Below are 24,491 nucleotides of genomic sequence, written 5' to 3' on the forward strand. Positions count from 1 at the left end.
ACTCCATTGACCACCGCCACCCACGCCGCCGTGCAAAGCGGCCAGCGGCCCACTCGCAGCCGCTATCTCATCATGGTGATGCTGTTCATCACCGTCGTCATCAACTACCTGGACCGCAGCAACCTGTCCATCGCCGCGCCCGCCCTGAAGGACGAGTTCGGCCTGGACACCGTGCATGAAGGCCTGATCCTGTCGGCCTTCGGCTGGACCTACGCCGCCATGCAGATTCCCGGCGGCTGGCTGGTGGACCGCGTGTCCCCCCGCGTGCTGTACGCCGCCGCGCTGATCCTGTGGTCCGCGGCAACGTTCTTCATGGGCTTTGCCGGCAGCTTCGTCATCCTGTTCGTGCTGCGTCTGGCCGTGGGCGCGCTGGAAGCCCCGGCCTATCCCATCAACAACCGCGTCGTCACCACGTGGTTCCCGGAACGCGAACGCGCCACCGCCATCGGTTTCTACACGTCCGGCCAGTTCGTCGGCCTGGCGTTCCTGACGCCGGTGCTGGCCTGGCTGCAGCATCACTACGGCTGGCACATGGTGTTCGTCAGCACGGGCTTGCTGGGCATCATCTGGGGCGTGCTGTGGTTCATGATCTATCGCGAGCCGCGCCAGTTCAAGGGTGCCAACGCGGCGGAAATCGAGCTGATCCAGCAAGGCGGCGGCGTCGTCGACCTGGACACGCGCGTGCGCGAAAAGAAGGCCCCGTTCAACTGGAACGACCTGGGCCTGGTGATGTCCAAGCGCAAGCTTTGGGGCGTGTACCTGGGCCAGTTCTGCCTGACGTCCACCCTGTGGTTCTTCCTGACCTGGTTCCCCACTTACCTCGTCAAGTACCGCGGCATGGACTTCATCAAGTCCGGCTTCCTGGCGTCCGTGCCCTTCCTGGCCGCCTTCATCGGCGTGCTGTGCTCGGGCGTCCTGTCCGACTTCCTGATCCGCCGCGGCGCGACCGTCGGCGTGGCGCGCAAGCTGCCCATCATCCTGGGCCTTTTGATCTCCACGTCCATGATCGGCGCGAACTTCACGGATTCCACGCCGTGGGTCATCTTCTTCCTGGCCGTCGCGTTCTTCGGCAACGGACTCGCGTCGATCACCTGGTCGCTGGTGTCCACGCTGGCGCCGGTGCGCCTGCTGGGCCTGACCGGCGGCGTGTTCAACTTCGTCGGCAACCTGTCGTCGATCTGCACCCCGATCGTGATCGGCTTCCTGGTGTCCAAGGACAGCTTTGCACCGGCCATCGTGTACGTGTCGTCGCTGGCGTTGCTGGGCGCGCTGTCGTACATCCTGCTGGTGGGGAAGGTCGAGCGGATCGAGGCCTGATGGCCTTCCCGCCCGGCGCCGATGCCGCGGTTTGAATAAAAAGGGCGTCCGGATGGACGCCCTTTTTGCATCAGTGTTCCGCACGGCCCGAAAACCGGCGCGTGCGGAATCGGCGCATCAGAACTGCCAGCGCACGTTCACATTAGCGGAATGATCCCGGCTGCCGCTGGCGTACTGCCCGGAATATCCCAGGCCCAGCGATGCCGACTTGGCGATCGCCACCTCCGCGCCCAATTCCAGCAACGCGGCGTCGCGGCCGATGGGCGCGCCCGCGACGGTAAAGGGCTGTCCGGCGTCGAACGCCAGGACCGACTCGGGCTTCACGTCGCCGAACACGTGGCGCCAGCCCACGGTCCCAAAGACGCGGCCCCGGCCCGCCGCGGTGTCGAATCCCTGCGCCGCGCGCAGGCCCAGGGTGGTGTACGTCTGCTGCGTGCTGCCGGACTCGCCGGACAGGGCGGCGGCGCCGCCCGTCTCGGCAAAGCCGCGGGTGCGCAGGTCGCTCCAGGCCAGCCCGGCGAACGGCTCGAGCGTCGTGCGCTCGGCCAGCTTCCAGGCATATCCAAGTTCGGTAAAGACCTGGCTGGTGCTGGCGCCGTAGTCCGCCGTCAGCGCGCCGGTCTGGCTGTTTGCGTAGCGGCGCGTCGAAATGTCGTGCCACGTGTAGCCCGCCCCCGCCATGAATTGCCAGGCGCCTGGGCCGGACGCAAAGGACTTGCCGCCATAGACCAACGCGCTGTAGCTTCCCACGTCGGCCTCTGAAGAGCGCTCGTCGACACGCGCCTTGCTGTCGGTAAAGCCCAACGCGCCGCCTGCGCGCCATCCTGCGCCCACGTCGCGGTCGGCGCCCACGAACAGGCCGCCCACGTGCTGGCGGATGCGCGCGGCGTTGCCATCACCGTCGATGGTCTGCCAGTTACCCACGACTTCCGCCCAGGCCGGCAGAGCGCCGGCCACAGGCAATTGCGAGGCCGACACCGGCGCGTCCGAAGCGCCCGACGACGCGGTCGGGCTGCCCGCGCGCGCATTGGCCTGGAGATTCGCGCGCAGCTTGGCCATGGGCGTGGCGCGCGCCTGCGCCGCATTCTGAAGCAAGGTGTTGGAAATGCTGGCGTGCACCTCGCCGGACAAGCTGTCGAAGGCGTCTTCGGTCTGCCCCTGCGCCAGCGTGGCGACATACTGGCGCAGCGCGCTGTCGGTGCCCAAGCTCTCCAGGGCGCCGGCCACGGCGCGCTGGTTGGCCGTACTGGCGCCCGTCGGGAAGGCGCGCGTCTGCAACAGGCCCAGTTTTACGTCCGTGGCGCTGTAGGACAGCCGGGGATCCAGGAACGCGAAATTCGAGGACACGCTGTCGAACTGGCCTTGAACGGAATTCGCGCTGAGGATGGTGTAGCTGAGATTCGGCGTGAAGTTGCCGTCCGGCCCCACATGCAGCACCGATCCGGCCAGGCGGGCGATGCCGTTCACCACCACGCGGTCGCTGGAGGCGGAATCCGGCGCGGCCTCCACGCGATAGGTCGATCCAGGCGCAAAGGTCAGGTCGCCGTTGACCGTCAGCGTGCCAATGGAATTGCCGGGGCTCAGGGTCGATCCGCTGGCCAGGGTCGTCGATCCCACCGAGCCCGAACCGCTCAGCGTCGCGCCCGTGCCCACGCTGACCGGCCCCGCCACCGCGCCATTCACCTTGAGCGATCCGCCCGACACCGTCGTCATGCCGGTGTTGCTGCTGTTGCCGGTGAGGATCACGTCGCCGGCCATGATGTTGACCTGGCCATTGCCTTGAATGCTGCCGCCATACGTCAGGGCGGAGCCGACGAAGTTGAACAGCAGTTCGCCGTTGCCCGCGCCGAACCGCAGCACCGGGGCGTTCAACACACCGACGGGCGCCGCGCCGAAGTCCGCGGGCGCGCCCACGACCAGCGTGCCCTTTGAACCGGCGGCGTTGGCGATGACGACTTCGCTGGCGTTCAGCGCGCCGCCGAACATCACCAGCAGCCGCCCTTCGCCTTGGTCGCCGATAGTCACCGGACCCGTCGACGTCCAGTTCGAACCGTCGCCGGTGATCGTGACGTTGCCATAGGAGCCAGCGCCCCTGCCCACCGTGCCATTCATGCTGGATAGCTGTCCGCCGTCGGCGATGCCCACCCCGGCACGCGCGCCGTTGCCGTCGCCGACGACAAAGATCCCGCTGCTGGTCCAGGAGGATCCGGCGCCGCCGATCGAGGCCGAGCTGACGCTGCCCGCCTTGACGCCCACCCAGCCGGATGTTCCGCTCAGCGTCGCGCCGCCAGTGATGGAGAGGATGCCGCTGCCCTCGTTGCCGATCGCCACGGGCCCCGAACTGGTCCACGAAGAACCGGCGCCGAACAGCGACACGGTGCCGGTCGATCCTGCTCCGTTGCCCGCGACCAGCCCGCCGCTCTCGACGCGTCCTCGATCGCTGACTTCGATCGAGCCGGCGCCGAGGTTGCCCACGCGCACGGGCAACGCCGACTCCAGGGAAGAGCCCGCGCCATTGACCTGCACGGACCCGGAAGAGGACACGGCGTCGCCCACGCTGACCTCGGTGGCGACGAGCGCCCCGGAAGCCAGCACCCGCACCGAGCCCCGAGCGCTCGTGCTGGCCGGCCCGAGTTCGTCCCCGCCGACCAGCACCCTGTCCGCCTGCAGTGTCGAGCCGGCGTCTGTCACCAGAATGTCGCCCCAGGCGTTTCCGCTGCGACCTGCGACCAGCAGACCGGCCTGGACCACGCCTGCGCGTTCGACCCTCAGCGAACCCGATCCGTACTCCCCCACGAACAGATTCGTCGACGCCTCCAGCTTATTGCCCGTACCCGACACGGACACCGATCCCATGCTGTCGACGCCCTTGGCGATCGTTCCATCCGTCGTCTTCCAGATGTTGCCGGACCCCAGCGCGCCCAGAACGGCAGCCGAATTCGAGCCGGCGGCGTTGCCCACCACGAAGCTGCCGGTTGTCAGGTTTGCGCCAGGCAGGAACACCAGCGCGCCAACGGCGGTATCGCCCAGCAACAGCGAGGCAGCCTCTCCCGGCGCATCCAATTGGACAACGCCGGCGCCCACATAGGCGTCGTCTGCGCTTCCGGGCACGCCGCCAGTCCAGTTCGCGGGAAAGCTCCAATAATCGCCCCCTCCGCCGCCCACCCAGGTGACGGTCGCGGCGGACGCGGAAGGCGAGGCCAGGCCGGCCGCCGCAAGGGCAATGGCGGCGGACAGAGGACGCACGGAAAAGACGGGATTCATCGGTGACAGGCGCTTCAGGTTCATTCTTGGCTTCCATTTCGGAGACGCCCGGGCGTGCAATTCCAAAAGCTGCGTTGCAGCCTTCAATCGCACGCTTCGGCGTCGGCGCGGATCGGCATGCTTCCGGCAGTCGTCAAGCGCGCCTTGTCCGATGGCGCACGGCCATCGGTGGAGGCGGACTGCGGAGGTCGGCCGCGGGAATGTGTGCTTCAGGGGCCGCGGCGACGGGGAGTATATGGATTTGCCAGCGTCTAAAGCTGAGCAAAGATGAGCGCGATGCTGAGCAAAGATGAGCGTTGAGCCCGGCAATCACGCCTGGCGGCGCACGAAAAAGCGCGCATCCCGAAATCAAGTCTGGTTAAACTGGCCGCCGCCTGCGCCGGGTACGACGTTACCGGTGTCTTCATACCAAACAGGAATCCTCATGTCCGCCCCGCCGCCCGCCGACTTGATGCCCATGCTTTTGGACGCTGTCTGTGTCGTCAACGAGTCCGGTACGTTTCTTACCGTCACCGGCGCCTGCGAGCAGATCTTCGGCTACTCCCCCGACGAAATGGTGGGTCGCCAGATGATGGACCTGATCTACGAGCCCGACCGTCCGGCGACGCTGGCTGCCGTTGGCCGGCTGATGAGCGGCAAGCTGCAATACGACTTCGAAAATCGCTACGTGCGCAAGGACGGCGGCATCGTCCATATCTCGTGGTCCGCCCGCTGGTACCCCGAGAAAAAGATCCGTGTCGCCGTTGCCCGCGACGTCACCGAACGGCGCAGTCATGCGGCAGCGGAAGCCGCTTCCGAGCCGCCGACGGCATCCCCATGGCAGCTCTGTTATTCGCCCCCCTGCCTGGTCCCGCCCGGCGCGCCGCCCATCCCCTTGTCGCACCAGGACTACACCGTCCTGGCCACCCTCGCCGCCCATGACGAAGGCGCCAGCCGCAAGGCCATCGTGGAGGCGTTGGGCAAGGATTACTGGACCTACGACCGACGCAGCCTGGACACGCAGATGCGCCGCCTGCGCAGGAAAGTGGAGCAGGCCTGCGACCGCAAGCTGCCAGTCGCGACGGTCAGGGGGATGGGCTACCAGTTCTACGATCCGATCGAATGCCGGCAACGCGGCGAAGCGCCGAGGGCGGCGTAGGCGTGCATTTGAGAGGCGCTCGCGATCAAATCCTAAGATCATGCATTTCGACGCGCCGAATCCGCCAATCCAGGACCAGCTCGGCTTGACTCGAATTCGTCAACTAATGACCATTGGCTTGCACGACATCACGCACCGATACTGATAATGCCGTGGCTACAGAACGGCTCGGGACCAACGACCATGAAAAGCAGACCCCACGACGAAGCGATGGCGGAGCTGTATCGCAGTGACCCGGCCCTGGCCGCAGACCTGATCAATAGCATGATGGAAGACGGCGACCAGGCTGAGGTTCTGATCGCGCTAAGGCAGCTTGCAATGGGATTGCGGCTGGCGGTGCAGCCGTTCGAGCATACGCAAGGCGGCTAGCCTGCATGGCGCATGAGCGCCGCGCCTGCCTCGCCTCTTACTGCAACACTGCCTCCGCCGGCCGGAACCGCTTGAAGTCCCAATGCCTGCCCGGCGCGGCGTCCAGCAATTGACGCGTGTAGCCATCCTGCGGCCGGGTCAGCACCGATGCCGCGTCCCCCGCCTCGACGATCTGCCCCGACTTCATCACCACGATCGAATTGCAGATCTGCGCCGCCACGCGCAGGTCATGGGTGATGAACAGCACCGCGGTGTCGGTGCGGGCGCGGATGTCTTCGATCAGTTCCAGCACCTGCGCCTGCACCGACACATCCAGCGCCGACACCGCTTCGTCGGCGATCAGAATGTCCGGCTTCAGCGCCAGCGCCCGGGCGATGCAGATGCGCTGGCGTTGTCCGCCCGAAAACTGGTGCGGGTAGCGGTCCATGGTGTCCGGGCCCAGGCCGACGATGTCCAGCAGTTCGATGGCGCGCGCCCGCGCCTCGTCTTCCGGCACGCCGAAATTGCGCATGCCTTCGACGATGGAATCGCCCACGCGGATCCGCGCATTGAGCGACCGGTACGGATCCTGGAACACCACCTGGATGCGTTTGCGGACCGGATGGAATTCGCGCTTGGTGGCGGTGGCGATCTCGACGCCGTCCAGCCGCACGCTGCCGTCGCTGGGATCGATCAGGCGCGCGATGCAGCGCGCCAGCGTGGACTTGCCGGAACCCGACTCGCCCACGATGCCGACGATTTCCTTCTTGCGCAGCGTGAAGCTGACGTCGCGCACGGCGTGGACCATGCGCTTGGCCTTGAAGAAGCCGCGCTCGGCGTAGGTCTTTTGCAGGCCATTCACCACCAGCACGGGCTCGCCCTGCGGCGCCTGCCGCGCCGACGGAGCCAGGCCCGGCACCGACGACACCAACATGCGGGTATAGGCCTCTTTCGGGCGCGCCAGGATCTCATCGCGCGTGCCCACTTCCACCAGCCGGCCGCGGTTCATCACCGCGATGCGATCCGCGATCTCGGCCACTACGCCGAAGTCGTGCGTAATGAACAGCACCGCCGTGTTGTGCGACTTCTGCAGTTCCAGGATCAGCGCCAGGATCTGCTTTTGCGTGGTCACGTCCAGCGCCGTGGTGGGCTCGTCCGCGATCAGAAGCTTGGGGTTCAGGATCAGCGCCATGCAGATGACGATGCGCTGGCGCTGCCCGCCCGACAGCTGATGCGGATACGACTGGTAGATGCGCTCTACATCCGGCAGCCGCACCGATTCCAGCATGTCCAGGATCTTGCGCTTGCGGGCGGCGGCGTCCATGCCGCTGTGCGTGCGCAGCACCTCGTCGATCTGCCAGCCCACCGTCCGCACGGGGTTCAGCGCCGTCATGGGTTCCTGGAACACCATGGACATCCGAGTGGCGCGCAGCTCGCGCAGGCGCTCCGGCGTGCAGGCCAGCACGTCCTCGCCGTCCAGCAGGATGCGGCCCGCGCTGGGCCGCAGCGCATCGGGCGCCAGCAGGCCCATCACCGAAAAGGACGTGACGGATTTGCCCGAACCGGATTCGCCGACGACGCAAAGCGTCTCGCCTGCGTGGATATCGAAGCTGATGCCCTCGACCACGTGACGCGCGTCATCGCCCGGCTCGCTCACGAGCTGCACGGACAGGTTCTGCACTTGCAGGACGGGCATTGTGGAATCGTTCATGTCAGACCCTCCGCGCCATCTTGGGATCCAGCGCATCGCGCATGGCGTCGCCCAGCATGTTCACGCTAAGCACGGTCAGCGCCAGGAACAGGCCCGGCAGCAGGATCAGTTCGGGCCTGACCTGGAAGTACATGCGGCCTTCGGCGATGACGTTGCCCCACGACGGGAATTCGGGCGGCATGCCCACGCCCAGGAAACTCATCACCGCTTCCGACAGCATGGCGGACGCGAAGATGAACGTGCCCTGCACGATCAGGGGCGCCACCGTGTTGGGCACCAAATGGCGCATCATCAGGATGCGCGTGGGCGTGCCCAGCGAAATGGCCGCTTCCACATAGGGTTCGTCGCGCAGGCTCAGGATCAGGCCGCGCACCAGGCGCACCACCCGCGGGAACTCGGGCACGGCGATCGCGATCAGCACGGTCAGCATGCTGGCGCCCGTCACGGCGACCAGCGCAATGGCCAGCAGGATGCTGGGCACCGACATGATGCCGTCCATGACGCGCATGATGACCATGTCCGCCGCGCGGAAGTAGCCGGCGATCACGCCCAGCACCAGCCCGGGAATCAGCGCGGCGATCGCGGTGCCGGCGCCGATCATCAGCGAAATCCGCGCGCCGTGGATGACGCGCGACAGCACGTCGCGGCCGTAGGCGTCGGTGCCGAACCAATGCTCGGCGGAAAGCCCCTTCAGCCGCTGCATCGGGTTGATGGCCATGGGGTCGGCCAGGCCCAGCAGGTTGGCCGATATCGCCGCCAGCACGATGACCGCCAGCATGGTCAGCGCAGCCATCACCGGCCACGAGGACAACGTGCGCACCAGTGCCGAGCGAGGCCGCTTGCGGGCGGCGGGCGCGACACCGGCCCCACCCGCGATCGAGTGTATGGAAGTGGACATGCGGGTTCCTTCAGTAACGGATGCGCGGGTCGAACACCGAGTACAGGACGTCGATGGTCAGGTTGACGCCGATGTAGACCAGCGAAAACAGCAGGATCAGGCCCTGGATCAGCGGGTAGTCGCGCGCCAGCACGGACTCGACGACCAGCCGGCCCAGGCCGGGCAGGTTGAACACCGATTCCGTGACCACCACGCCGCTGATCAGCAGCGCGATGCTGACGCCGATCACGGTGATGATGGGCACGGCCGCGTTGCGCAGCGCGTGCGCCATCATCACGGCGCGCTCGGTGATGCCCTTGGCGCGGGCAGTGCGGATGAAGTCTTCACCCATGACTTCCAGCACGCTGCTGCGCGCGATGCGGGCGATCAGGGCGACAAAGCCCATGCTGAGCGCAATGGTGGGCAGCAACAGGTGCATGCCGAAGGCCACCAGGCCCGCCGACGGCGACTTGTACCCCTGCACCGGCAGCCATCCCAGCTTCATGGCGAACAGCAGGATCAGCGCATAACCGGTGACGAAGATCGGCACCGAAAAGCCCAGCACCGAAAACGCCATCACCGCGCGGTCCGAGCGGGTTCCCCGCCGCCAGGCCGAGAACACGCCCAGCGGCACCGCGATCAGCGTGGACAGCAGGATGGTCGACAGCGCCAGGGCCAGCGACGGCCCCACGCGGCTGCCGATCATCGCCGTGACCGGCGTTCCGGAATGCAGCGATGTGCCCAGATCGCCCTGCAGCACCTGCCCGCCCCACAGCAGGAATTGCGTGGCCAGCGACCGGTCCAGTCCCATGTGCTCGCGGATCTGGGCCAGTTGCGTGTCGGTGGCCGCATCGCCCGCCAGGATCAGCGCCGGATCGCCGGGCGTGAGCCGCAGCAGGCAGAACACCAGCACGGCCACCGTCAAGACCACGGGGACCGTGGCCAGGACGCGTCTGAGGATGTAGCTGAACATGCTTACTGGCCGGCTTTCTTGATGTTCCAGAACACCGGCGCCGGCGAATCCAGCACGCCCGACAGCTTCTTGCTGTAGGCCGCCGCCGTCTCGATCTGGCCCAGCGTGATCGCCACGCCCTCATCCAGCATCACGTCCTGAAGCTGATCCGCGATCTGCTTGCGTTCGGGCTCGGTGGCAGCCACCAGGAACTTGTCGCGCAGCGATTCCACCTGCGGCACGGTCGGCCAGCCGAACCAGGCCTTCTCGCCGTTGGCCGACACGCCGTAGTTGCGCAGCGGGTCCATGATTTCGCTGACGTGCCACGTGGTCACGAAAATGCTCCAGCCGCCCTTGGCCGGCACATCGCGGTTGGCGCGGCGCGACAGCATGGTCATGAAGTCCATGGCCTGCAATTGCACGTTGAAGCCGGCCTGGCGCAACTGCTGCGCCATCACCACCGGAATCGCAGACGCCATGGCGATGTCGGTGGCGTGCAGGATCACGACGGGCGCGCCGTCATACTTGGCTTCCTTCAGCAGCGCCTTGGCCTTTTCGATGTTGGACGGCACGATCATGTCGGCGCGCGTATTGCTGGAATACGGCAGATCGCAGCCGAACACCGCGCCGCAGGTCTTGAAGAATTCCGGATCGCCCACCTGCGCCTTCAGGATGTCGTCCTGGCCCACCGCGTACATCGCAGCCTGGCGCACCAGCTTGTTGTTGAACGGGGCATGAAGCTGATTGAAGCGGTACATGGGCTGGTAGCCCATCTTGTCCAGAACCCGCAGCGTCAGGTCCGGCGAACTCTTCACCATCGGCACCAGGTCGAACGGCACGGTTTCGATGTAGTCGACCTCGCCACCCAGGAGCGCGTTCACCGTGGTCATCGGGTCGGCCATGGCCACCCATTCCACGCGGTCCACGTTCACGACCTTGCCGCCCGCCGTCCAGCTGGGCGCCTCCTTGCGGGGCACGTAGTCGGTGTTCTTTTCGTACACCGTCTTCACGCCGGGCTGAAACTCCTTTTGCACGAACTTGAAGGGACCCGACCCGGTGTAGTCGGTGATGGCCTGCGCCACCGGCGTCTGCGCCACGCGCTTGGGCATCATGAAGCTGGGCAGGCCGCTGGGCTTGCCCAGCGCCGCCAGCACGTCCGCGGGCGCGTTCAGCACGATCTTGAAGGTCTTGTCGTCAACGACGTCCATCGACGCGACCAGCGGCATCAGTTGCCGGCCGGTCTTGTCCGACTGCGCCCAGCGCTGAATCGACGCCACGCAGTCCTCGGCCTTGACGGGCGTGCCGTCGTGCCACTTCAGGCCGTCGCGCAGCGTGAAGGTGTACGTCTTGCCATCGGGCGAGATCTCCCACTTGTCCGCCATCTGCGGCTGGACCTTGTTGTTCGCGTCCGTCGCCAGCAGCGTGTCGTAGATCATGTAGGCGTGATTGCGCGTCTGGTGCGACGCCGTCAGCACCGGGTCCAGCACCGTCAGCTTGCTGGCCATCACCACGGTCAGCGTTTCGGCCTGCGCCGGCGCCCAGGCCATGGCGGCGGCAAACGCCAGCGCGGCGCCCACGCGGGCAAGGCCATAGCGGTTTTCGAGTCTGTCTGCGTTCAGGTAAGCCATTTCATTCCCTTGAAGTTTTTATGGATGAACGGGGCCTGTCGCCGGCCCCTTCGAATCGAACGTTGATCGGATCAGACGATGTCGAACGACAACGGCGACATCTGTTCGGCGCTGCGGCCCGCCACCAGGTCGCGCGACGGCACCAGCGCCTCGGCGCGGCGCTGGGCTTCGTCCACCTGTTCGGCGGCCTGGCGGTAATCCAGCGAGTTCACCTGCCCTTCGTGCACCACGCGGCGGCCGTCGATGTACACCGTGTGCACCGCGCGGTCGGCGGCGGCATAGACCAGGCTGCGCACCGGATCGCGCGACGGACGCATCAGGTGATGGGTCATGTCCACCATCACCAGGTCGGCGCGGGCGCCGACCGCGATCCGGCCCAGGTCCTCGCGGCCCAGCGCCTTCGCGCCCCCGACGGTCGCGGCGTGGAAGACGTCGCCCGTGGTGACCGCGCGCGGCGTCTGCGCCATCAGGCGGGCCAGATAGCCCACGTGGCGCATTTCCTCGATCATGTTGTGCGGATAGGTGTCCGTGCCAATGCCCAGGTTGATGCCCGCGCGGCGGTAGCGTCCAAAATCGCGCAGCGCCATGCCGCGGCGCATGAACACCGTGGGGCAATGCGCCACGCTGGCGCCGGTCTCGGACAGAATGGACAAGTCGGTCGCCGTGTTCCAGTGCGTGTTCGGATGGTCGTCCACGAAAATACCGTGGCCCACGATGCTGCCCGGATCCAGCACGCCCAGGCTGTGCAGCCACTGCACCGGGGTCAGGCCATGGCGGCGCGTGATCTCGTGGAATTCCGGCAGCGACTGCGCGGCGTGCGTCTGCCAGCCGATGCCGCGGCGCTTGGCTTCCTGGTGGCTGGCCTTCAGCAGCTCCGGGGTGCAGGTGTCGATCTGCGCCGGCACCAGCATGCCCGTCAGGCGGCCGCATTCATGGGCCTCGGCCTTGTCGATCAGCGCCAGCGCGCGCTCCATGCCGGCCTCGCCGGCCTTCTCGTTCCAGTCATATTCCACGACGTGGCCGTTGCGCGTGTACCAGCGCGCCGACCGGAACATCGGCGCGATGTAGGCGCGCAGCCCGCTCTGCACCATGATGTCGATCCAGTGCTCGTGCGCCACCGACATATCCACAACCGTCGTCACACCCGACATCAACAGTTCGGCGGCGGCCAGCGTCAATTGCGCGGGCGCGGCTTCCTCGTCGCCTTCCATCGTGGGCATGTATTCGTACAGGTTCGAGTTGTACAGGCCCGCCGATCCGGTCTCGTCCGTGTAGCCCTTGTTGATGGGCTCATGCACCAGATGGCTGTGGATGTCCACCAGGCCCGGCATCACCATCATGCCGCTGCCGCTGACGACCTCGGCGTCCGGCGCGGCGGCCTGCGCTCCCGGCCCCACGTGCGTGATGCGCCCGTCCGCGAACGCCACATCGGCATTCTTCATATACACGTGCCGCTGGCGCGCCTCGTCCCACGCAACCACAACCTCGGCGTTCTTGATCAGGGTAGTTTTCAACGCAATATCCTCCGGAAATGAATCACTGGTGTCCGAGCGGCGCGCTAGCGCCAGGCCGGCTGCTGCGCGCCCTTGCGGGCGCTGGGCAGCGCCAGGCTGGGCAGCCCGCGCGGCAGAAACTGTCCTTGTCCCGGCGCGCCCGCAAAGCGCGCGCCGTCCCATACGATCTGCCCGCGCAGCAGCGTCATCGCGGGCCATGCCCGCAGCGTCATGCCGGCATAGGGCGTGTAATCCACCGCGTGGTGCAGGTGCTCGTTGGTCAGCGTGAACTCGCGCTCTTCCCAGATCACCAGATCGGCGTCGCTGCCGATGGCCAGCGTGCCTTTCTGGGGGTACAGGCCGTACGCGCGCGCCGGCTGGGTCGCGGTCAGTTCCACGAAGCGGTTCAGGCTGATGCGACCGCCCAGCACGCCTTCCGAATACAGCAGCGGCATGCGGGTCTCGATGCCCGGAATGCCGTTCGGGATATGACGGAACGCCACTTCCTTGCCGCCCGGCGTCTTGCCGTCTTCGCCGGTCAGGTTGAAGGGCGAGTGATCCGACGAGAACACCGTAAAGAGGCCGTCGGCCAGGCCCTGCCAGATCTCTTCCTGGCTGGACGCGTCGCGCGGCGGCGGGCTGCACACGCAGCGCGCGCCCAAGTAGCTGTCGTCCGTGCCCAGGTCCTGCGCGGTCAGCAGGATGTATTGCGGACAGGTTTCCGCATAGACGTTCAGGCCCTTGGCGCGCGCCTCGCGGATCTGCGCCACGGCTTCCCCGCCCGAGATATGCACCAGCAGGATCGGCACATCGATCAGCTCGGACAGCGCGATCGCGCGGTGCGCGCCCTCGCGCTCCACCAGCGTCGGCCGCGACACCGCATGAAAGCGCGGCGCCGTGCGGCCCGCGGCCTCCAGGCGGCGCGTCAGCCAGGCGATGCAGTCGGAATTCTCGGCATGGATCATCGCCATGCCGCCATGCGTGCGCGCCACGTCCAGCACGTCCAGGATCTGGCCGTCGGACAGCTTCAGCGCGTCATAAGTCATGTACAGCTTGAACGACGTGTACCCGGCCTTGATCAGGCGCGGCAGTTCTTCGTTCAGGACGGCGGTCGAGGGATCGGTCAGGATCAGGTGGAAGGCATAGTCGACGCAGGCGCGGCCTTCGGCGCGGCGGTGGTAGTCGTCGATGGCGTCCTGCACCGTACCGCCCTTGCGCTGCGCGGCGAAGGGGATGACGGTGGTCGTGCCACCGCAGGCGGCCGAGCGCGTGCCGGTGTAGAAGTCGTCGGCCAGCTTCACGGGCGGCGCCATGGGCTGGTCCAGGTGGCAATGCGCATCGACGCCGCCCGGGGTCACCACGCGTCCGGCAACGTCAATCTCGCACAGCCCCTGCGGCAGGCCGCGCCCGATCTGCACGATGCGACCGTCTGAAATCCCCAGATCCGCGCGGCAGGTATCACCGGCGGTCGCCAGCACCGCGTCGCGCAGCACCAGATCAAAACCTTGCTTCGTCATATGCGTCAGCCCGTCTGATCCGCCCTTTTCCTTGCCGCGAAACGCGGCCGGCAGGGGCATGTCGTGAGCGGATTCTAGGCCGAATACAAAAATGATTACGCTAGTGATTACCCTGAAATATACATTTCAAGTCCAAATTGTTAACATTATTTTTGACTGCGATTCGCCGCGTTTCCAACAACGGCGTTCTATCGAGTATCTTCACGTTCACCCGTCAGGTTGCAGACAACATGACGTCTACAAGCGGCAAAGAACCGCTCACTACCCACGGCGGCGATCCCGCCTTGGCAACGCGCAAACCAACAACGAGCCCATGGCATCAGACAAACGCGAAACCTCAGTCACCGGCATCTACGAGCGCATCTACCGCGCCATCCTGGACAACCGCCTCAAGCCCGGCACCAAGCTGGTCGAAGAGCGCCTGGCCGAAATCTTCGAGGTCAGCCGCCCCCGCATCCGCGAGGTCCTGGCGCGGCTGGCGCATGAGCAGATCGTCGAACTGTTTCCGCAGCGCGGCGCCTACGTGGCCAAGCCGTCCATTGAAAAGGCCCGCGACGTCTTCGAGGCCCGCAGGCTGATCGAACCGGCCGTCGTGCGCCGACTGACGCAAAACCTGACGCCCGAAAAGCTGGCGCGCCTGCGCGAACACGTCGTGCTGGAACACGACGCCCGCAAACGCGACGACAAGCGCGCCATCATCCGGCTGGCTGGCGAATTCCACATCCTGCTCAGCGAACTGGCGGGCAACGGCGAACTGGCGCGCACCATGCGCGAACTGTCCACGCTGACCTGCCTGGTCATCTTCCTGTACAACCTGCCCACCGCCACCAGTTGCCGCGACGACGAGCACGAACTCATCACCGAGGCCATCGCCGCCCGCGACGCCAAGCGCGCAGAAGAACTGACCCTGCATCACCTGGAACACATCGAACAAAGCGTGAAGCTGGAATCGGTGGAAGAATCGGTCGATCTGGAAGACGTCTTCAAGTTCTGATCGGCCAGATATGAAAAACCCCGGCGGAAAGCCTGTATTGGCCGCCCGCCGGGGTTTTTCATTGGCTTTTCATTGCCCAGCCCGAAGGCCGGAGATCAGCAGCCCTGCATCGCCAGCTTGCGACGGCGGACATTGCCCGCACGCTGCACCAGCACCAGCGCGAGGCCGGCCGTTGCGATCACCGCGCCGGCAATCGGCACCGCCGCGTAGCCCATGCCGGCCGAAATCACCGCGCCCCCGGCCGCCGCGCCCACCGCGTTACCCAGGTTGAACGCGCCCACATTCATCGACGACGCCAGGCCCGGCGCGTCCGTCGCGGCGCGCATCACGCCCATCTGCAGGGGCGGCACCACCGCGAACGTCGCCACGCCGAAGATCAGCAGCGCAATCGCCGCGCCGACCGGCGTGGACGCCAGCCACGGGAACGCCAGCAGATCGGCAATGACCAGCACCAGGAAGAAAATCAGCGTGCCATCCAGCGAGCGGTCGGCCATGCGGCCGCCAACACCATTACCGAGCGTAAAGCCCAGGCCGATCAGCACCAGCATGCCCGTCACGAAGGCCGGCGACGCGCCAGTGATCTCCGCCAGCGTCGGCGAGATATACGTGTACAACGTGAACATCGCGCCCGCGCCCAGCACCGTGGTCAGCAGCGCCAGCAGCACCGCGGGGCTGCGCAGCACCGCCAATTCGTGGCGCACATTCGGACGACGCCCGGCCTCGCCCGCCGGCAGCGCCAGCCACAGCGACAGCATCGCAATCAGGCCCAGCACGGCCGTCGCGAAGAACGACATCCGCCACCCGATCGTCTGTCCCAGCCACGTCGCCGCCGGCACGCCGCCCACGTTCGCGATGGTCAGCCCCATGAACATCGTCGCCACCGCGCTGGCCTGCTTGTGCCGCGGCACCACGCTGGCGGCCACCAGCGACCCCAGGCCGAAAAACGCGCCGTGGTTCAGGCTGGTCACCAGCCGCGCCAGCAGCAACGTCGTGTAATTGGGCGACAGCGCCGACAGCACGTTGCCGATGGTGAAAATCGCCATCAGCAGGATCAGCGCCTTGCGGCGCGACCAGCGCGAAAACGCCAGCGTCATCAGCGGCGCGCCGACCATCACGCCAATGGCGTAGGCGCTGACCAGCATGCCCGCGCTGGGAATGGACACATTCACGCCGTCGGCGATCACGGGCAACAGGCCCATCGGAGAAAACTCCGTCACGCCGATGCCGAACGCACCGACGGCAAGCGCCAACAACGGCGGACCGGCCTTCACCGGCTTGGTTTCTTGGGGATTCATGCAAGTTCCTTGGGTTCGACGGCGCCGGCAGGACGTTCCTGGGGCGCTCCCGGCCAGAACTGGCCGGCGCATCGGAAAGACAGGGGTGCAGTATGACGGCCCGATCCTTGCAGAAAAAGCCGTCTGGCAGGCAAACACTTTTGACTTGGGGTCATTAATCGAAGAGGTCCGCCAGAGCCGGCCGAGCCCTTAAGCGCGCAGTCCCCACCGTTTTGCGTGCTTACGCGTGTTCGACGTTATCCACTGCCCAAGGCGCTCGAGCAGGGTGCGCTCAGTTCCCGCGCTTGCCTGCGCCACCAAGACCGCCTGTGTCTGCGCCAAAGCATCGGGCAATTCCGAGATCAGGGATTGAGCCACCGTTGCGGCATAGCGGGCACCGAATCGCAGATCGCGGGCCATCGCGTCCAACTGCTCCTTGCCTACGGCGCCCGGCTTGTCTTCTCCGCCAATCGAAAAAGCGAACCTGGCGCTCAATCCCGGGTACATCGCCGTGCACATCAGGTCGTAAAAGGGCGCCAGGCGATAGCGACCGTCTTCACGCAGAATCACTGACAGGTTCTTTGCGTGGCTGTCGTTATTGCCCACCAGCAGATTGAACAGGATCCATTGCAGGAACCGCTTCACATCCGCCCCTCCGACGCCCATCGCCGCCAGCAGTTCGCGGCAGTCCCTCAACGTCGGACCGCCATCCGATTCGTACTTCACGCCCGAAGGCTTGCCCGCCAACTGGCACAGGTCCAGCTGATGCATCCGCAGCAATCCGCCCTGCCCATCCGGTACGCGGTCATAACGCTCGATCAGGCACGCACGCGTATCGGGTTGATAGACGGCCTGGGCCACTCCAAGTCCAAGCCGTTTCGCCAACTGCATCACCAGCGTCTCGTTCAGGGCCGAAGCCCACACGCCGTCCAGGCCACGGATATCAGGCTTGAGAATGTGCGAAGACGGCGCCGCGCCTTCAGGCAGCAGGGGCGATCCATCCGGCAGGACCGTCAACAGAAGCTTGTCCTGTGCTCCCGCCAGCGAAATCCTGGTGCCCTCGACGTTCTCTGCCACGAGCGCGGGCACGCCCGTTTGCTGCAAGCGTGCGGCGATGTCTGCCCACGTCGTGGGCCGATAATGCGCTGGCGCGGGTGATTCCCCCTGCGGCAGTATCGTCAGCCCGCTGGCGGTATCGCCTCCGACGCTCCGTAGCAGTCCGAACACCGTCGTCGCGTGTCGGCTGACCTGCAGGAACTTGCGCACGTGACCTTCGGGCAGGAGGTTCTCGAAGAATGCATGAACCGCTTCGCTGGCTTGGTCGCCCCGCGAAAGTGGCACCGATGGCGCGATCGGGTGCGCGCCCGGACGATCAAGCCACGCATCGTCGTACACAAAGCGCAGCGGCCTTTCATCGAACAGGCGGCCGACCTTGCGGCCTTCCTGATAGAGATCGAGCGCGTCAGGCATCACGGGAGCCTCGCCGGCTTGGGCACCACCTGGACTTCCAGGCCTAGCAGATCCAGCATGTCCAGCACCTTCTGCAATTGCAGCGTGGGTTTGCCACGCTCCAGATCCACCACGAAACGATTACCCGTTCCCGACAAGCCCGCCAGATCCGCTTGCAGGAGGCCCTGCGAGCGCCGGACGGCCCTCACCAGCTCTCCCAGTTCGGCCGAAGAATGGACTGCGACCGGAAATGCGTCGACTTGGTATTCCATTGCCGTCTCTCCCATTACCGTTCGGGAATATTAGCGCTTTCCAACTAGACCGACCAACAATAAATTACCGATCGGTAATTTGTAGGCACCTATCGCCGCTTTTTGGTGATTTATTACCGTTCGGGAATATTGCTGGATTGCAACGTCCAAACTTGGATCCGGGTTACCGAGCGGTACTTTCTCGGTCATTGCGCAAAAAAGGGCGTCCTCCCGGACGCCCCTTCTCTTCCCTCTAGCTTGCCGCTTACTTCAGCAGCAGCGCATTCAAACGCTTCACGAACGCCGCCGGGTCCGCAATCTGCGCCCCTTCGGCCAGCAAAGCCTGATCCAGAAGCAGACGCGCCCACTGGTCGAACTCGCCGTCGTCGGCCGCGCGGATGCGGGCCAGCAGCGGGTGCTCGGGGTTGATTTCCAGCACCGGCTTCACGTTCGGCGCTTCCTGGCCGGCGGCCTTCAGCATGCGCAGCAGGTGCGGGCTGAGTTCGTTCTGGCCCACCACCACGCACGCCGGGGAGTCCACCAGACGCAGCGTCACGCGCACTTCCTTGACCTGCTCTTCCAGCGTCTTCTGCAGACGTTCGACCAGCGGCTTGAAGTCCTCGGCCACTTCGGCCTGATGCTTCTTTTCTTCCTCGTCGGCCAGTTCCGCCAGGTCCAGGCCGCCCTTGGCCACCGACACCAGCGACTTGCCATCGAATTCACGCAGGTACGACAGCATCCACTCGTCCACGCGATCCGACAGCAGCAGGACTTCGATGCCCTTCTTGCGGAAGATTTCGAGGTGCGGGCTGTTGCTGGCCGCGGCGAACGAGTCCGCCGTCACGTAGTAGATCTTGTCCTGGCCTTCCTTCATGCGCGACACGTAGTCGGCGAACGACACCGTCTGCGCCTGGTCGCCGGAATTCGTCGACGCAAAGCGCATCAGCTTGGCGATGCGTTCCAGATTCGCCGAATCCTCGCCCGCACCTTCTTTCAGCACCTGGCCGAACTCCGACCAGAACGTGGCGTAGTCTTCCGCCTTGTTCTCTGCCAGGTCTTCCAGCAACGACAGAATGCGCTTGGCCGAGCCTTCACGAATGGCGCGCACGTCGCGGCTTTCCTGCAGAATCTCGCGCGACACGTTCAGCGGCAGGTCCGCCGAATCGATCACCCCGCGCACGAAGCGCAGGTACGACGGCAGCAGTTGATCGGCGTCGTCCATGATGAACACGCGCTTCACATACAGCTTCACGCCATGGCGGCCGTCGCGGTCCCACATATCCATGGGTGCGTGCTTCGGCACATACAACAGCTGCGTGTACTCGCTGCGGCCTTCCACGCGGTTGTGCGTCCAGGCGAGCGGGTCGTCGTAGTCGTGCGACACCGTCTTGTAGAACTCGCGGTACTGCTCTTCCGTCACGTCCGACTTGCTGCGGGCCCACAGCGCATTCGCCTGGTTCACCGTTTCCAGCTCGTCGGTCTTGACCTGCTCGCCCTTCTCTTGATCCCACTCTTCCTTCGCCATGCGGATCGGCAGCGAAATGTGGTCCGAATAACGGCGCAGGATCTCGCGCAGCTTCCAGCCGTTCAGCAACTCATCTTCGTCGGCGCGCAGATGCAGCGTCACATCCGTACCGCGACCCGATTTCTCGGCGGCCGCAATCGTGAACTCGCCCTGACCGTCCGATTCCCACTGGATCGCATCGGACGAGCCGGCGCGGCGGCTGACCACCGTCACCTTGTCCGCCACGATGAACGACGAATAAAAGCCCACGCCGAACTGGCCGATCAGCTGCGCATCCTTCTGCTTGTCGCCGGTCAGCTGCGAGAAGAACTCGCGCGTGCCCGAACGAGCAATCGTGCCCAGGTTCGCCACCGCCTCTTCGCGCGACAGGCCGATCCCGTTGTCCGAGATCGTGATCGTGCGGGCGGCCTTGTCGTAGCTGACCGTAATGGCCAGTTCACCGTTGCCTTCCAGCAGTTCAGGCTGGTCGATGGCCTCGAAGCGCAGCTTGTCGCAAGCGTCCGACGCGTTCGACACCAGCTCGCGCAGGAAGATTTCCTTGTTGCTGTACAGCGAATGGATCATCAGGTGCAGCAGTTGCTTCACCTCGGCCTGGAACCCCAGGGTTTCGGACGCGGAATTCGTGGCGGTCTGGCTCATAGTTCTACGTGGCTTGAAAATAAATTAGGGACGGAATATCCGGCTGCTGGGGCGATGCGCCCGCGCAGTCTCCGGGAAACCCTACTGATGTGGGGGCCTATGGGAACTTTTCAAGTCCGGGTGGCGGCGATGCAACCTGACAACCGGCTGTCCCCGGTAAAATCCCGCACTTTTCTACCTCCCCCTCCCGGCCGGCACTCCGCCATGCAACCCGCCTCCCTCACCCAACCTGCCCCCCACAGCGCGCCCGAAGACGCCCCCAGCCACGACTTGGTCTACGGCCCCGACGACCGCCCCGCGCCTCCCGTCGCCTTCGTCGCCGCCCTGCAGCACCTGCTGGCCATCCTGGTCCCCATCGTCACCCCCGGCCTGCTCATCTGCCAGGCTCTGGGCGTCAGCAGCCGCGACACCACCCTGATCGTGTCCATGTCGCTGGTCATCTCCGGCATCGCCACCTACGTCCAGTGCAAGCGCTTCGGCCCCCTGGGCGCCGGCCTGCTCATCGTGCAGGGCACCAGCTTCAACTTCGTCGGCCCCCTGATCGCCGGCGGCAGCGTCATGGTCAAGCAAGGCACCCCGGTCGAAGCCGTGATGGCCGCCATCTTCGGCGTCGTCATCGCCGGGTCCTTCGTCGAAATGGGCATCAGCCGCATCCTGCCCTTCGTCAAACGACTCATCACCCCGCTCGTCACCGGCATCGTCGTCCTGCTCATCGGCCTGACCCTCATCAAGGTCGGCCTGATCAGCATGGGCGGCGGCTTCGGCGCCATGGCCAACGGCACCTTCGCCAGCGCCGAAAACCTGACCCTCTCCGGCCTCGTCCTGGGCACCATCATCCTGCTCAACCGCGTGCCCGTTGTCTGGATCCGCAGCACCGCCCTGGTGCTGGCCCTGGCCGTCGGCTACATCGCCGCCGCCTACATGGGCCGCCTGGACTTCACCGGCGCCCGCGAAGCCGCCCTCTTCCAGGTCCCGGTTCCCCTGCACTTCGGCCTGGGCTTCTCGTGGGCCCTGTTCGTGCCCATGCTGATCATCTACCTGGTCACGTCCCTGGAAGCCATCGGCGACGTCACCGCCACCAGCAAAGTATCCAAGCAGCCCGTCGAAGGCCCCCTCTGGATGCAGCGCATCAAGGGCGGCGTCCTCGTCAATGGCGCGAATTCGCTGCTGGCCGGCGTCTTCAACACCTTCCCCAGCTCGGTGTTTGCGCAGAACAACGGCGTCATCCAGCTCACCGGCATCGCCAGCCGCCACGTCGGCGTCTGGATCGCCGGCATGCTCGTCCTGCTGGGCCTCTTCCCCGTCGTCTCCGGCGTCCTGCAAGCCGTCCCCGAACCCGTCCTGGGCGGCGCTGCAATGGTGATGTTCGGCGCGGTCGCCGCGTCGGGCATCAATATCCTGGCCGGCATCCAGCTCGACCGCCGTGCGCTGCTGATCATCGCCGTATCGCTGGCTTTGGGCCTGGGCGTGTCGCAAGTGCCGGAAATCCTGTCTCACCTGCCGCATTCGGTGAAGAGCGTGCTGGAATCGGGTGTTGCCACCGGCGGGATTTGCGCGCTGGTGATGAACTGGTTCTTGCCTGAGAAGAAGTAAGGTTTAAGGGACTTTAGGCTCGGGTGCGCTTGGTTGCGTCGCCCGGGCTGGCTCCTTTGACGGGCGGCCCGCAAGGCCGTCACCTGACAAGTTAGAAAAGACCGCATATAATCGCGGTCTTCGCATCTCCCGCAGCCGTCATCTGGACGTGTTCGCGACCCCCTTGCCCGGGTGGTGAAATTGGTAGACGCAGGGGACTCAAAATCCCCCGCCGCAAGGCGTGCCGGTTCGATTCCGGCCCCGGGCACCATTGATTAAATCCTTGATTTTCAATGGTTTTCTTAGACGCTCCCCACGTCTCGCTAAATCCCCGTTGTACACAGTTTTTTCTTGTGCACAGTCCTGTGCACAGTATTTTTGCCGTTGCAAATTCATGCACCCAGGTCGCGAGTTTGGCAGCAGCTCCCCCGCAAGTACGCCTTCCTCGCGCCACAAGCAGTCGCCCATCCGAACAGGACGCTTCTGGGCTGACACACTTCTGCTGAAATTGCCTCAGTCAGCTACCCCTTGCCTTCCTATACTCACCCGGACGTCATAGGACGCCACCGGACCCAGTGATGCTCCCCTGTCGCTTGGTGGAGGAACACATAACGGTATCGAGGACAATCTTCCGGCTTCACTTTGGGGGAAGGAAGTGAGTAATGCAAACAACAGAGTCTTTTTTGCGCATCCGCGATGTGCTGGCCATCATTCCCGTATCTCGGGCAACCTGGTACGTGGGCATCCAAGCAGGACGATATCCAGCCCCCGTGAAGCTCGGCCCTCGGGCCTCAGCCTGGCGACGCAGTGATATTGATCGCTTGGTTGCGACGCTGAGCGGAAATGGAGAGTAGCGCCGCGCTCAGGTGAGCGGGCATTCGGTTGGCCAACAACCTGCTGGGCCGAGATATAGAAAAGCCCGAAGCGGCTACTGCTGCTTCGGGCCTGGGTGCAAAACTTCCCATACGGGTGCCACCCTTACGAGGGATGGGACTGCCGTACGTCATGGCTCCTGCGGACTGGCGGCTTATCTGCAGCCTCCTCCGTTTATCTAAGTGGCCGAATGGGCAATAAGTCGTCCAACTCACGCATCGAAAGACTATAGACCGGTAGGCTCAACTCAAAAAAGATCTGGTCATCAATGAGCCGGACAGCTCGGAAAATCGGGCAGCTGGCTTCAGGTGCCTCATCGTCCTCGTCATCCCTAGGGATGAGTAATGCAAGTGCCATCATGCTCTGCGCAAGCAGCTCCTTAATAGAAAACACAGAGCGCTCAACCTGGTCGAGGCCAGCGGCAGCACTCAGCGTCTCAATGGATACCGCAAGGGTGCCGCCAGTACCTCGCTGAAGGCCTAACAGGATCAAAGTACGAAGAATGCGTTTTGCTGACTCACTTAAGCTGCTGGTATCAAACGCGTTAGGGTGAAAATCGGTCATCAGACGTTCCAGTTCAAAAAGACTGGAGCGTATTTTTTTTAAGTCTAGCCCTCAGAAACCAGCGCCAGCGACGACAGATTCACGCCATTGGCGTCCGTAGCTAAGGTGTTGACGCGACCTATACGGGTTGGGCATGTGCCCGATAACCCAATAGGTCATAAAGTGGAAAAGGAAAAAGAAAAGACGGGGCATCATCTGAGGCTGGCGCTACGTGCGGCCATGCATCAGAGGTCACACAGCATTTCATATGTCGCGAACTGCGTGGGCATCAGCCAGAACTATCTATCTGAGCTCATGAGGGGTGACAAGCCATTGGAAAATGTCAGCGATAAGCACTTGAGAGCATTCGCTACTTATCTGGGCGTGCCTCCGGTGGCTGGCTTCGTGCTGGCAGGCAGGCTCGATGCGTCGGATTTCCTCGAGGAAGTTCCTCCGTTGGAGGAAAGGCTGGCAAAGGCGTTGAGTACTGTGTGCGCATCGCCATCGGCAGCGGAAGCTCAGATCCAGGAAAGTGATCTAGCGACGTTACCTGTGCCTGTGAAGATGCTCATTGTCTTGCTGTATCAACAAGCTCAGCAGGCTGACGTGTTCCGACCCTCGCAGGCATGGTGGGAGTCGAGGCGTATTGTTTTTCAAGATTAAGGCGAAGTGCTCTGCCCCTACTCATAGTCTGAGTAGGGGCCATTTTATGAAGGGTCTGTGAGAGACCCCAAGCTGATATTCATATCCGCCATACATAAGGCATTTTGAGACGCTCTTCTTCCAGCGCCTGTGCCACTTGAGAGACAGACTGGCATAATCCTGTTATCAATAGTAACGGGAGTGGGCATGAAGTCGGAGACATGGACGATCCAGCAGGTGTTCCAAGATCGTAAGCAGTACAAGGTGCCGTTTTACCAGCGGGCTTACGTCTGGACCTTGGGAGAGCAGTGGCAGCTTTTGTGGGACGATATTAAGGACAAGGCTGACGAACGGCTAACTGGAACGACTCCCGCCCCCCACTTCCTCGGGGCCATCGTAGTGGAACCTCAGGAAAAATTCGGCCTGCGAGCGTAAGCACCCCTGTCAAGTAGACATTGGTTGATAGACGATCGGAGCGAAGGTT

The 24,491-nt window shown here is 64.6% G+C and carries 19 protein-coding genes, 1 tRNA gene and 1 pseudogene; 9 read left to right on the forward strand and 12 right to left on the reverse strand.

The window, feature by feature from the left end:
- The first annotated feature begins 6 nt into the window (after positions 1 to 6).
- Positions 7 to 1,317, forward strand: a complete 1,311-nt coding sequence (locus tag RT614_RS18015) for an MFS transporter (RefSeq protein ID WP_313623496.1) — start codon at positions 7 to 9, stop codon at positions 1,315 to 1,317.
- 117 nt (positions 1,318 to 1,434) lie between these two features.
- Here the strand turns inward: RT614_RS18015 and RT614_RS18020 are convergent, their stop codons facing one another.
- Entirely contained in the window at positions 1,435 to 4,605 is a 3,171-nt protein-coding gene (locus RT614_RS18020) for an autotransporter domain-containing protein (protein ID WP_313623497.1), read from the reverse strand.
- Between the two features lie 400 nt (positions 4,606 to 5,005).
- On the opposite strand from RT614_RS18020, the gene RT614_RS18025 reads away from it, so the two are divergent.
- Complete coding sequence (locus RT614_RS18025; protein WP_313623498.1) at positions 5,006 to 5,719, forward strand: PAS domain S-box protein; 714 nt, start codon at positions 5,006 to 5,008, stop codon at positions 5,717 to 5,719.
- Positions 5,720 to 5,902: 183 nt separating this feature from the next.
- A pseudogene (locus tag RT614_RS18030) lies at positions 5,903 to 6,037 on the forward strand (addiction module antidote protein); the annotation flags it as partial.
- Positions 6,038 to 6,125: 88 nt separating this feature from the next.
- On the opposite strand, the gene RT614_RS18035 reads toward RT614_RS18030, so the two are convergent.
- The 6 genes from RT614_RS18035 to hydA all read right to left on the reverse strand — a co-directional run bounded on the left by RT614_RS18035 (position 6,126) and on the right by hydA (position 14,245).
- Entirely contained in the window at positions 6,126 to 7,778 is a 1,653-nt protein-coding gene (locus RT614_RS18035; RefSeq protein ID WP_313623499.1) for an ABC transporter ATP-binding protein, read from the reverse strand.
- Position 7,779: 1 nt separating this feature from the next.
- Complete coding sequence (locus tag RT614_RS18040; RefSeq protein WP_313623500.1) at positions 7,780 to 8,676, reverse strand: ABC transporter permease; 897 nt, start codon at positions 8,674 to 8,676, stop codon at positions 7,780 to 7,782.
- Positions 8,677 to 8,686: 10 nt separating this feature from the next.
- Positions 8,687 to 9,628: an ABC transporter permease gene (locus RT614_RS18045; protein ID WP_313623501.1), complete on the reverse strand. Its 942-nt coding sequence runs from the start codon at positions 9,626 to 9,628 to the stop codon at positions 8,687 to 8,689.
- A gap of 2 nt (positions 9,629 to 9,630) precedes the next feature.
- Positions 9,631 to 11,235 (reverse strand): ABC transporter substrate-binding protein, encoded by a 1,605-nt coding sequence (locus tag RT614_RS18050; protein ID WP_313623502.1) that lies wholly within the window; start codon positions 11,233 to 11,235, stop codon positions 9,631 to 9,633.
- A 71-nt stretch (positions 11,236 to 11,306) separates the two neighbouring features.
- Positions 11,307 to 12,749, reverse strand: coding sequence for an amidohydrolase family protein (locus RT614_RS18055; protein ID WP_313623503.1), 1,443 nt, complete (start codon positions 12,747 to 12,749; stop codon positions 11,307 to 11,309).
- Between the two features lie 44 nt (positions 12,750 to 12,793).
- Positions 12,794 to 14,245: a dihydropyrimidinase gene (hydA, locus tag RT614_RS18060; protein WP_313623523.1), complete on the reverse strand. Its 1,452-nt coding sequence runs from the start codon at positions 14,243 to 14,245 to the stop codon at positions 12,794 to 12,796.
- Between the two features lie 313 nt (positions 14,246 to 14,558).
- Here hydA and RT614_RS18065 point away from each other — a divergent pair, with 313 nt between their 5' ends.
- Positions 14,559 to 15,239 (forward strand): GntR family transcriptional regulator, encoded by a 681-nt coding sequence (locus RT614_RS18065; protein ID WP_313623504.1) that lies wholly within the window; start codon positions 14,559 to 14,561, stop codon positions 15,237 to 15,239.
- A 95-nt stretch (positions 15,240 to 15,334) separates the two neighbouring features.
- Here RT614_RS18065 and RT614_RS18070 read toward each other — a convergent pair whose 3' ends face one another.
- The 4 genes from RT614_RS18070 to htpG all read right to left on the reverse strand — a co-directional run bounded on the left by RT614_RS18070 (position 15,335) and on the right by htpG (position 20,377).
- Positions 15,335 to 16,534 carry an MFS transporter gene (locus RT614_RS18070; RefSeq protein WP_313623505.1) on the reverse strand — a complete coding sequence of 400 codons (1,200 nt, stop codon included), beginning with the start codon at positions 16,532 to 16,534 and terminating at the stop codon, positions 15,335 to 15,337.
- Between the two features lie 189 nt (positions 16,535 to 16,723).
- Entirely contained in the window at positions 16,724 to 17,983 is a 1,260-nt protein-coding gene (locus tag RT614_RS18075; RefSeq protein ID WP_313623506.1) for a type II toxin-antitoxin system HipA family toxin, read from the reverse strand.
- A complete protein-coding gene (locus tag RT614_RS18080; RefSeq protein ID WP_313623507.1) occupies positions 17,983 to 18,234 on the reverse strand; it encodes a helix-turn-helix transcriptional regulator in 252 nt (83 codons plus the stop codon). Before RT614_RS18080 ends, RT614_RS18075 begins: the two co-directional genes overlap by 1 nt.
- Before the next feature lie 244 nt (positions 18,235 to 18,478).
- Complete coding sequence (gene htpG, locus RT614_RS18085) at positions 18,479 to 20,377, reverse strand: molecular chaperone HtpG (protein WP_313623508.1); 1,899 nt, start codon at positions 20,375 to 20,377, stop codon at positions 18,479 to 18,481.
- Between the two features lie 204 nt (positions 20,378 to 20,581).
- On the opposite strand from htpG, the gene RT614_RS18090 reads away from it, so the two are divergent.
- The 3 genes from RT614_RS18090 to RT614_RS18100 all read left to right on the forward strand — a co-directional run bounded on the left by RT614_RS18090 (position 20,582) and on the right by RT614_RS18100 (position 22,803).
- Positions 20,582 to 21,970, forward strand: a complete 1,389-nt coding sequence (locus RT614_RS18090) for a uracil-xanthine permease family protein (protein ID WP_313623509.1) — start codon at positions 20,582 to 20,584, stop codon at positions 21,968 to 21,970.
- Positions 21,971 to 22,135: 165 nt separating this feature from the next.
- Positions 22,136 to 22,220: transfer RNA gene (locus RT614_RS18095), tRNA-Leu, on the forward strand.
- A 391-nt stretch (positions 22,221 to 22,611) separates the two neighbouring features.
- Positions 22,612 to 22,803, forward strand: coding sequence for a helix-turn-helix transcriptional regulator (locus RT614_RS18100; protein ID WP_082878672.1), 192 nt, complete (start codon positions 22,612 to 22,614; stop codon positions 22,801 to 22,803).
- Positions 22,804 to 22,996: 193 nt separating this feature from the next.
- On the opposite strand, the gene RT614_RS18105 is transcribed toward RT614_RS18100, so the two are convergent.
- The gene (locus tag RT614_RS18105) at positions 22,997 to 23,386 is read right to left on the reverse strand and encodes a hypothetical protein (protein WP_313623510.1); all 390 of its coding nucleotides are present in this window, start codon (positions 23,384 to 23,386) and stop codon (positions 22,997 to 22,999) included.
- Positions 23,387 to 23,548: 162 nt separating this feature from the next.
- Between RT614_RS18105 and RT614_RS18110 the strand changes: the two genes are divergently transcribed.
- Entirely contained in the window at positions 23,549 to 24,028 is a 480-nt protein-coding gene (locus RT614_RS18110; RefSeq protein WP_313623511.1) for a helix-turn-helix transcriptional regulator, read from the forward strand.
- A 186-nt stretch (positions 24,029 to 24,214) separates the two neighbouring features.
- The gene (locus tag RT614_RS18115; protein WP_313623512.1) at positions 24,215 to 24,442 is read left to right on the forward strand and encodes a DUF262 domain-containing protein; all 228 of its coding nucleotides are present in this window, start codon (positions 24,215 to 24,217) and stop codon (positions 24,440 to 24,442) included.
- Positions 24,443 to 24,491 lie beyond the last annotated feature (49 nt).

Origin of the sequence: Achromobacter sp. (assembly GCF_032102605.1) — a bacterium.
Lineage (GTDB): Bacteria > Pseudomonadota > Gammaproteobacteria > Burkholderiales > Burkholderiaceae_B > Achromobacter.

Coding starts and splice junctions, on each gene's coding strand:
- RT614_RS18105 (WP_313623510.1), bottom strand. CDS start 23,386: ATGACCGATTTTCACCCTAACGCGTTTGATACCAGCAGCTTAAGTGAG.
- RT614_RS18075 (WP_313623506.1), bottom strand. CDS start 17,983: ATGCCTGACGCGCTCGATCTCTATCAGGAAGGCCGCAAGGTCGGCCGC.
- RT614_RS18040 (WP_313623500.1), bottom strand. CDS start 8,676: ATGTCCACTTCCATACACTCGATCGCGGGTGGGGCCGGTGTCGCGCCC.
- RT614_RS18065 (WP_313623504.1), top strand. CDS start 14,559: ATGGCATCAGACAAACGCGAAACCTCAGTCACCGGCATCTACGAGCGC.
- RT614_RS18115 (WP_313623512.1), top strand. CDS start 24,215: ATGAAGTCGGAGACATGGACGATCCAGCAGGTGTTCCAAGATCGTAAG.
- RT614_RS18080 (WP_313623507.1), bottom strand. CDS start 18,234: ATGGAATACCAAGTCGACGCATTTCCGGTCGCAGTCCATTCTTCGGCC.
- RT614_RS18035 (WP_313623499.1), bottom strand. CDS start 7,778: ATGAACGATTCCACAATGCCCGTCCTGCAAGTGCAGAACCTGTCCGTG.
- RT614_RS18070 (WP_313623505.1), bottom strand. CDS start 16,534: ATGAATCCCCAAGAAACCAAGCCGGTGAAGGCCGGTCCGCCGTTGTTG.
- RT614_RS18050 (WP_313623502.1), bottom strand. CDS start 11,235: ATGGCTTACCTGAACGCAGACAGACTCGAAAACCGCTATGGCCTTGCC.
- hydA (WP_313623523.1), bottom strand. CDS start 14,245: ATGACGAAGCAAGGTTTTGATCTGGTGCTGCGCGACGCGGTGCTGGCG.
- htpG (WP_313623508.1), bottom strand. CDS start 20,377: ATGAGCCAGACCGCCACGAATTCCGCGTCCGAAACCCTGGGGTTCCAG.
- RT614_RS18045 (WP_313623501.1), bottom strand. CDS start 9,628: ATGTTCAGCTACATCCTCAGACGCGTCCTGGCCACGGTCCCCGTGGTC.
- RT614_RS18025 (WP_313623498.1), top strand. CDS start 5,006: ATGTCCGCCCCGCCGCCCGCCGACTTGATGCCCATGCTTTTGGACGCT.
- RT614_RS18090 (WP_313623509.1), top strand. CDS start 20,582: ATGCAACCCGCCTCCCTCACCCAACCTGCCCCCCACAGCGCGCCCGAA.
- RT614_RS18100 (WP_082878672.1), top strand. CDS start 22,612: ATGCAAACAACAGAGTCTTTTTTGCGCATCCGCGATGTGCTGGCCATC.
- RT614_RS18020 (WP_313623497.1), bottom strand. CDS start 4,605: ATGAACCTGAAGCGCCTGTCACCGATGAATCCCGTCTTTTCCGTGCGT.